6 protein-coding genes are annotated in these 8086 nt (G+C 54.1%); 5 read left to right on the plus strand and 1 reads right to left on the minus strand.

The annotated features are described in order from the left end of the window. Positions 1-155 precede the first annotated feature (155 nt). Positions 156-1217: an SLC13 family permease gene (locus tag K7H09_RS18830; protein ID WP_268747825.1), complete on the plus strand. Its 1062-nt coding sequence runs from the start codon at positions 156-158 to the stop codon at positions 1215-1217. A gap of 47 nt (positions 1218-1264) precedes the next feature. Here the strand turns inward: K7H09_RS18830 and K7H09_RS18835 are convergent, their stop codons facing one another. After that, positions 1265-2452: an acetyl-CoA C-acyltransferase gene (locus tag K7H09_RS18835; protein WP_230805499.1), complete on the minus strand. Its 1188-nt coding sequence runs from the start codon at positions 2450-2452 to the stop codon at positions 1265-1267. A gap of 125 nt (positions 2453-2577) precedes the next feature. On the opposite strand from K7H09_RS18835, the gene K7H09_RS18840 reads away from it, so the two are divergent. From K7H09_RS18840 to K7H09_RS18855, 4 genes are all read left to right on the plus strand, one after another. Further along, entirely contained in the window at positions 2578-3147 is a 570-nt protein-coding gene (locus K7H09_RS18840; RefSeq protein WP_035537983.1) for a TetR/AcrR family transcriptional regulator, read from the plus strand. 186 nt (positions 3148-3333) lie between these two features. Further along, positions 3334-5004 carry an AMP-binding protein gene (locus tag K7H09_RS18845; protein ID WP_041159219.1) on the plus strand — a complete coding sequence of 557 codons (1671 nt, stop codon included), beginning with the start codon at positions 3334-3336 and terminating at the stop codon, positions 5002-5004. Between the two features lie 99 nt (positions 5005-5103). Next, positions 5104-5871: an SDR family NAD(P)-dependent oxidoreductase gene (locus tag K7H09_RS18850; protein ID WP_022522939.1), complete on the plus strand. Its 768-nt coding sequence runs from the start codon at positions 5104-5106 to the stop codon at positions 5869-5871. 245 nt (positions 5872-6116) lie between these two features. Next, positions 6117-7922 (plus strand): acyl-CoA dehydrogenase C-terminal domain-containing protein, encoded by a 1806-nt coding sequence (locus K7H09_RS18855; RefSeq protein ID WP_027958464.1) that lies wholly within the window; start codon positions 6117-6119, stop codon positions 7920-7922. The last annotated feature ends 164 nt before the right edge of the window (positions 7923-8086 follow it).

The following is an 8086-nucleotide window of genomic DNA, read 5'->3' on the forward strand; positions in this document are numbered from 1 at the left end:
CATTCTGGATGAAGGAATTTAGCTTTACTCCTGAGCTTACAACGCTATCATGCGATTTTCTCTGAGCGTCATGTAGCGTGTTAGCAACAAAGTGGTTAGTGACACCCTTTAGCTTGTTTTTTCAGCGTTTTCTGAACGACCCTATGCTGCTCTCAATGAGTATCCTATGGGTCGTTTTGTGTTGGCTGGAGCCTCAACCACTGAGTGAAATGGCTGACCGGGTTCACTGGACAACCCTTGTAGTATTAACCGGCCTAATGCTGCTCAGTCGCGCGTTAGAACTGAGTGGTTATTTAACGCTCTGGGGTCGTCAGTTATTAGCTCTACTGCGTGGTGAGCGCCGACTTGCGGTCGGTTTGATTCTGTTTTCGGGGCTTCTCTCGGCGATAGTCACTAACGATGTGGCGCTGTTTATTGTGGTACCACTGACGCTTAGTCTGGCGGGAATGGCAACACTGCCGATTGAACGCTTGATTGTGTTTGAGGCGCTGGCTGTGAATGCAGGCTCATCGCTGAGCCCGATTGGTAATCCGCAAAATCTCTATTTATGGCAGCTTTCAGGCATTCGCTTCGGCGACTTTTTATGGGTAATGTTGCCGCTTGGGGTGGGCTTGATGCTGTTGCTCTTACTTTTTGTTCCCTTGGCATTTCCGAAAGCGTCAATACACTTGGAAGCAGTTTCTGCGATGACGGCTGAGCGCCGAAAGGCGCCGTTATGGGCGGCGCTTATTGGCTATCCACTTTTTCTGGTCGCGGTAGACATGGGGTGGGTGCTATCGGCGCTGGCTGGCGTTTTGCTTTCGATGCTATGGGTGGCTCGACGGGCGGTATTCAGTATTGATTGGCTACTGCTGATAGTGTTTGTATTGATGTTCGTAAATCTAAGTGTCATCGGTGAGCTGAGCGTTGTTCAGCAGTTTATACATTCAATGCGCCAGTGGCCGGGTGGCGATGTTAGTGCTGGCGTACTCCTTTCACAGGTCGTATCCAACGTGCCAGCGACCCTACTGCTTGCCCAGCAGAGTGAGTGGCAGCCGCTGGCTTGGGGCGTTAGCGTGGGTGGCTTTGGTTTGGCGGTAGGCTCAATGGCGAATTTAATCGCGCTACGTTTGGCACGCCAGCCTGGGATTTGGAAGGAGTTTCATTGCTGGTCGCTCCCCATGTTGGGGCTGGGGTGGTTGTTTGCCGCCGTATGGCTCAGCGCCCTGGCGCGGTAATAGGGTCAGGGCGCTTCACAAAAGGCTATATTTTGTAATAGCGCAGCTTAATCAACTAGCTCGACGGCGACAGCCGTTGCTTCGCCACCGCCAATGCATAAGCTGGCAATACCGCGTTTGCCGCCTTTGGTACGTAGGGCATGAATTAGCGTAGCGATGATGCGTGAGCCGGTAGAGCCAATCGGGTGGCCTTGGGCGCAGGCGCCGCCAAACACATTGACTTTGTCGTGGGGCAGGCCCAAGTCATCCATGGCCATCAGTGTCACCACCGCAAAGGCTTCGTTAATCTCGAATAGGTCTACGTCATTCACGCCCCAATCGAGCTTTTTCATCAGCTTTTCAATCGCACCCACTGGCGCGATGGTGAACTCACTAGGGTGTCGCGAGTGAGTCGTGTGGCCTAGCATACGCGCTAGCGGCTTAATACCTTGTTGATCTGCAGCTTCCTGACTCGCCAAGATAAGTGCCGAAGCGCCGTCGGAAATTGAGCTGGCGTTGGCGGCAGTAATCGTACCGTCTTTGGCAAAAGCGGGGCGCAACTGGCGGATTTTGTCGAGCTTAGCTTGGAAGGGCTGCTCATCTTGTTCGACAAGGGTTTCGCCCTGGCGAGAGGTGACCATCACCGGTGCGATCTCTGCGCTTAGGTGGCCTGAGTTGGTGGCGGCCATGGCGCGCTCAAGGGACGCAATAGCAAAATCATCCAGGCGCTCCCGCGTGTAGCCTCGCTCAGTAGCCACATCCTGGGCAAACACGCCCATTAGTTTGCCCGTTTCGGCGTCTTCCAGCCCATCCAAAAACATATGGTCTTTAAGCTCGCCGTGCCCCAGCCGATAGCCGCCCCGCGCCTTGGTAAGCACGTGGGGGGCGTTAGACATGGACTCCATGCCGCCAGCCAGCAAAATATCGCCACTGCCCGCTTTGATTAAATCGTGGGCAAGCATGGTGGCTTTCATCCCCGAGCCGCACAGCTTGTTAATAGTGGTGGCGCCATTGGCATCAGGAATGCCCGCTTGGCGCATTGCTTGCCGCGCAGGGCCCTGCTTAACACCAGCGGGCAGTACACAGCCCATAATGCCTTCGGTGATCAGGGCTGGGTCAATTCCCGCCTCTTCAATGGCCGCTTTGATGGCGACTGCGCCAAGCTGTGGCGCTGTCATGCTTGCAAGGCTGCCCATCATGCCGCCCATCGGCGTGCGTTTGGCGGCGAGAAATACAACATCGGTGGGGTTGCTCATGGCCAATCTCCTTCAGTTTATTGTGATTATCATAACGAGTAGTGGGTGATACGTTGACCCGTAGGCGGTGCTGTGGTTCTCTCCAGAGTAACCAAGCAAGCGCTAGTGTAAATGACATGAATGTAATGAATGCATCCCCTCGCCGCAAGGAACTGACGCGCCTCGCTGCTCAGCTATTCGTCCAAGAGGGCTTTGATCGCACGACCGTGCGAATGCTGGCGCAGGAAATGGGTATTAAGTCCGGTAGCTTGTTTCATCATTTTAAAGATAAGCAGGAAATCCTCGCTGCGGTCATTGAAGAGGGCACTCAAAATGCCTTGATGATTGCGCGAAAAGCGCTGGACGAGTGCGCTGCAGAGCCTGAAGTTCGGCTGCGCGCTATGGCACGTGCCCATCTTGAAACCCTCTTTACCGATCGCAATGCCCATGTGGTGGCACTCTTTGAGTGGCGCCGACTCGACCCAGCGGCCAGTGCTCATTTGAGCCACTTGCGTGACGCTTACGAGGCGCTGTGGGTCGCTGTTATCGACGATGCGTTGGAAGCTGGCTTGATCCATGGCGACCGCTTTCTTGTCTCGCGTTTTGTTTTGGGGGCGCTGAACTGGACAGTGCGCTGGTACGACCCCAGCGGGCCACGCTCGCCTGATGACCTCGCTGACGAGCTGGTTGCCATGATTATGCCCACCTCTGCTTAATACTCTGACAACAGCCTCGACCAACGTCTAACGCTACAGCTTATATCAGTGCTTGCTCTCTGAGTCGTTTGCTTTTAGCGTTGCTATTATCTTTTAGCTTACGTTAACGTCAACGGATAAATATAACAACACTGCTTGCGGTTATTCTCACTACGAGCTCATTTCCAATAACACAAGAGAGCCATCATGACAGCGACATCACAATCACTGCCCGACTATTACCACTACCTCGATAACTTTTCCGTTGATCGCGTTCTTGCCCGTCTGGATGACCACCGGGACGGCCTGCTAAATGCCTTTGAGGCCTGCTGTGGTCGTCATGTGCGCGCTGGCCGCGGCGATGTGCTGGCGCTGGTTCAAGAGGACTCTCAAGGTGATATGCATACCTTGAGCTACGCCGAGCTAGACGAGCAAAGCGCAAAGTTGGCAGGGTGGTTTAAATCCCAGGGGTTGGGTATAGGCGACCGCATTGCCTGCATGCTGCCGCGGTCACCACAGCTATTGATTGCAGTGCTCGCCACTTGGCGTATTGGGGCGGTCTACCAGCCGCTGTTTACCGCCTTTGGCCCCGATGCGGTGGACTATCGGCTAGGGCGTGCAGGCACCAAGTTGGTGATTACTGATCACGCTAACCGCTATAAATTCGATGGCCTTAGCCAATGCCCGCCGGTACTGGCGGTGGGCGGGGCGACCAGTGAGCATGCCGATGATCACGACTGGCAGGCGGCGTTGACGCATACGTCAATGAGCGACAAGCCGCCGAGGCTTGCGCCTGAAGCACCATTTCTGCAAATGTTTACCTCTGGCACCGTGGGTAAGCCGAAAGGCGTTGCCGTTCCACTGGCAGGGATGACCGCTTTTGCGATCTATATGGAGCTGGCCATTGATCTGCGTGACGATGACCGCTTCTGGAATATGGCCGATCCCGGTTGGGCTTATGGTCTCTACTATGCGATTGCCGGGCCTTTACTGCTTGGTGTGACGACGCATTTTTGTGAGGCAGGATTTAGCGCCGAGGGGGCGCTGGCGTTTATGAAGCGCCACCACATTACCAATTTTGCTGCCGCGCCGACCGCTTACCGCCTAATGAAAGCGTCAGGGCTATTTGATGACGCCCATGAAACGCTTGAGCTGCGTGCGGCTAGCTCGGCGGGCGAACCTCTAAATACTGAAGTAGTGACCTGGGTTGAGAAGTCGTTGGGATGCCCGGTTATGGATCACTACGGCCAGACCGAAACCGGCATGACGTGCAATAACCACCATGCCCTTGACCATCTCAAGCATGTGGGCGCAATGGGCGTGCCGATGCCGGGTTATCGACTGGCAATTTTGGACGCGGAGTATAAAGAGCTGCCTGCCGGGGAGCCTGGTGTCCTCGCCGTCGATATCAAGAACTCCCCGGCACACTTCTTCCAGGGCTACACCTGGCAAGAGAAGAATCCCTTTGTGGAAGGCTATTACCTGACGGGCGATGTGGTTATCCGCAATGAAGACGGTACCTTTCAATTTGCCGGGCGTGATGACGATATTATTACCACCGCGGGTTATCGGGTGGGGCCAACGGACGTTGAAAATAGTGTGATGACGCATCCTGCAGTCGCCGAATCGGCGGCAGTGGGGCAGCCTGATGAGATCCGCGGCGAGGTGATCAAGTCGTATATCGTGCTCCGCGAAGGCTATGAAGCCAGTGACGAGCTGGCTGATGAAATCAAACAGCGAGTGCGTGAGCGGCTTTCGACCCACGCTTTTCCGCGCATTATTGAGTTTGTCGATGAGTTGCCTAAAACCCCCAGCGGCAAGATTCAGCGCTTTAAATTACGTGCCCAGGCAGTAGAAGAAGCCAAAGCAAGTCAATAGCCCATCAAGTGAGTAGCCAAATCAAATGAATAAAAAAGCGAGTGAATAAACCCACCACGATATATAGCAACCATACATAACGACCAAAGGGATACGGAAATGCAGGTTAAGGAGAGTACCTTTTTAATTACCGGGGCTGCCTCTGGTCTTGGGGCGGCTACCGCTGAGCGCTTAGTCGCTGCAGGCGCTCGCGTCGTGTTATGCGACTTAAACGACAGTGTCAATGCCCATGCCCAGCAGCTGGGGGCAAGCGCACGCGCCATTCTGGCGGATATTACGTCAGGCGAACAGATGCAGCAGGCCGTAGATGCGGCGGTAGCGCTGGGTGGCGAGCACGGGCTTTCAGGCGTAGTTCACTGCGCGGGTGTGGTTAGCGTGGCCAAGCTGGTTGATCGTGAAGGCAACCCGGCTGATTTAGAAAGCTATATGAAAACGATCAATATCAATCTGGTCGGCACTTTTAACGTCATGCGCCTTGCGGCTGCCGCCATGGCTAAAAACGCGCCGAATGAGAGTGGTGAGCGCGGGGTGATTATTAATACTGCGTCCATTGCTGCTTTTGATGGGCAGGTAGGCCAGTGTGCTTATAGTGCCTCTAAAGCGGGTGTTGTGGGTATGAGCTTGCCAGCGGCGCGGGAATTGTCGCGCCATGCTATTCGGGTGATGGCCATCGCCCCTGGCGTATTTGAAACGCCGATGATGAGTGAAATTCCTGACGAGGCGGCCCAGGCACTAGCGGCGGCGGTACCTTTTCCTAAGCGTTTAGGTAAGCCAGATGAGTTTGCTCAATTAGCCGAGCAGATTATTACCAACCCCATGCTCAATGGCGAACTGATCCGCTTAGACGGTGGCATTCGCATGCAGTAACTAGATGGCCAGTAGGTAAAAGAAAAATAAAACGACTCGTCGGCTTTTGGTTGGCGAGTTTTTTTATTATTTGCACCAGGGGTTTACTGGTTGGGCGACCAAAGTTCTAGAGTGTTTTTGGGCTAAATTCAAACGCTCGCTTGACTCTGAGGGGCGCCCGCGCTAATTTTCAAACATGTGTTTGAAAGCTCTCTGCCATTAAGAGTTGCTTGGCTTTCAACCCCCCCTTTCTTAGGAGAAGTGTGATGCCCAGCTATCAGGCCCCTATTCGTGATATGCGTTTCGTTATGGACGAGATGCTTGACTACCCCGCTCACTACGCGCGCCTGCCAAGCGGTGACGATGCATCGCCAGATGTTGTCAGCGCTATTTTGGAAGAGGGGGCACGCTTCGCCCGCGATGTACTGCTGCCGATCAATCAGAGTGGCGATGAAGAAGGGTGCCTACTGGAAGGGGGCGAGGTCAAAGCGCCTAACGGTTTCAAAGAGGCCTACCAGCAGTACGTAGAGGGGGGGTGGCCGAGTCTGGCCGCCGATCCTGCTCATGGTGGTCAAGGGCTGCCGCCTTCATTGGCGATGCTGTTGTCGGAAATGATCTGCGCCACTAACTTGGCGTGGGGCATGTACCCAGGGCTCTCTCATGGTGCGGCAGACGCACTTCGCCATCATGGCACCGATGAGCAGAAGGCGACGTATCTCACCAAGCTGGTAGAAGGGGTATGGACGGGCACTATGTGCCTAACTGAACCGCACTGCGGCACTGACCTAGGATTGATCAAGACGCGAGCAGTGCCCGCTGATGGCGATGCCTATGCGATTACTGGCACCAAAATCTTTATCTCGGCCGGTGAGCATAATCTGGCTGAAAACATTGTCCACCTGGTATTGGCAAAACTGCCTGGCGCACCGGAAGGTTCTAAAGGTATTTCGCTATTTGTAGTGCCTAAGTTCTTGCCCGATGCCCAAGGTAATGTGGGTGAGCGTAATGGCGTCACCTGCGGTTCGCTCGAGCACAAAATGGGCATTCATGGTAATGCCACCTGTGTGATGAACTTCGACGACGCAACCGGCTACTTGGTAGGGCCGCCCAATAAAGGGCTGGCGTGCATGTTCACCATGATGAACGCTGCGCGTCTTGGGGTGGGGATTCAAGGGCTGGGGTTGATTGAAGCCAGTTTCCAGAATTCATTGAGCTATGCCCGTGACCGGTTACAGATGCGCGGCTTATCGGGCAAACAGGCTCCTGAAAAGCCCGCTGATCCGATTATCGTCCACCCTGATGTGCGCCGCATGCTGCTGACCCAGAAAGCCTTCGCCGAAGGCGGGCGTATGTTGGTGCTTTATACCGCGCAAATGCTCGATTTGGTGGAGCATGGTGAGCCGGGTGAAGAGCGAGATCACGCTGAAACCCTACTTGGCTTGCTAACGCCTATTGTTAAAGCCTTCCTGACCGAAGTTGGTTTTGAAAGCACTAACGAGGGCGTACAGATCTACGGTGGTCATGGCTTCATTAAAGAGTGGGGCATGGAGCAATTGGTGCGCGATGCTCGCATTACTCGACTCTATGAAGGTACTACCGGTATCCAGGCGCTTGATCTGCTAGGCCGTAAAGTACTAATGAGTCAGGGTGAATCGCTGAAGGTATTCACCAAAGAGATCCATAAGTTCTGTAAAGCTGAAGCCGACAACCCTGCACTCAAAGAGTTTGTTGGGCCGCTCGCCAAGCTGAATGCAGAGTGGGGCGAACTGACCATGGGCGTGGGGATGAAGGCAATGCAAGACCGCGAGGAAGTAGGTGCGGCGAGTGTTGATTACCTAATGTATTCAGGCTATGTCACCCTGGCGTACCTATTTGCACGCGCGGCCAAACAGGCGTCTATTTCTTTAGAAGGTGACGATAAGGCCTTCTACGCTGCAAAATTGAATACTGCTCGCTTCTATTATCAGCGTCTATTGCCGCGTACCAAGGCCCATGCGCAGATGATACAAGCAGGTGCTGCAAGCCTGATGGCCATCTCCAGCGAAGATTTTGGTCTGGGATTTGAAATTTAATTAACGGCTAAAATGTGAAAAGAGCACTCTCTGATCAGGCGTTCTGATCGGTGGTTTGCGGCAGAAGGGTAGCCTTCTGCCGCTTTTTTATACGCAATAACTTCTTTTACTTGCTATCTTATTAGTCAGGCCTTAAAGTACGCATCCGCTGCCGGGGACGCCAA

It is taken from the genome of Halomonas sp. IOP_14 (genome assembly GCF_021021315.1).
GTDB lineage: Bacteria > Pseudomonadota > Gammaproteobacteria > Pseudomonadales > Halomonadaceae > Vreelandella > Vreelandella titanicae.

What these genes read in the sequence shown, in the direction of transcription:
- K7H09_RS18830 (WP_268747825.1), top strand. Translation starts at nt 156, where the DNA reads ATGAGTATCCTATGGGTCGTTTTGTGTTGGCTGGAGCCTCAACCACTG.
- K7H09_RS18835 (WP_230805499.1), bottom strand. Translation starts at nt 2,452, where the DNA reads ATGAGCAACCCCACCGATGTTGTATTTCTCGCCGCCAAACGCACGCCG.
- K7H09_RS18840 (WP_035537983.1), top strand. Translation starts at nt 2,578, where the DNA reads ATGAATGCATCCCCTCGCCGCAAGGAACTGACGCGCCTCGCTGCTCAG.
- K7H09_RS18845 (WP_041159219.1), top strand. Translation starts at nt 3,334, where the DNA reads ATGACAGCGACATCACAATCACTGCCCGACTATTACCACTACCTCGAT.
- K7H09_RS18850 (WP_022522939.1), top strand. Translation starts at nt 5,104, where the DNA reads ATGCAGGTTAAGGAGAGTACCTTTTTAATTACCGGGGCTGCCTCTGGT.
- K7H09_RS18855 (WP_027958464.1), top strand. Translation starts at nt 6,117, where the DNA reads ATGCCCAGCTATCAGGCCCCTATTCGTGATATGCGTTTCGTTATGGAC.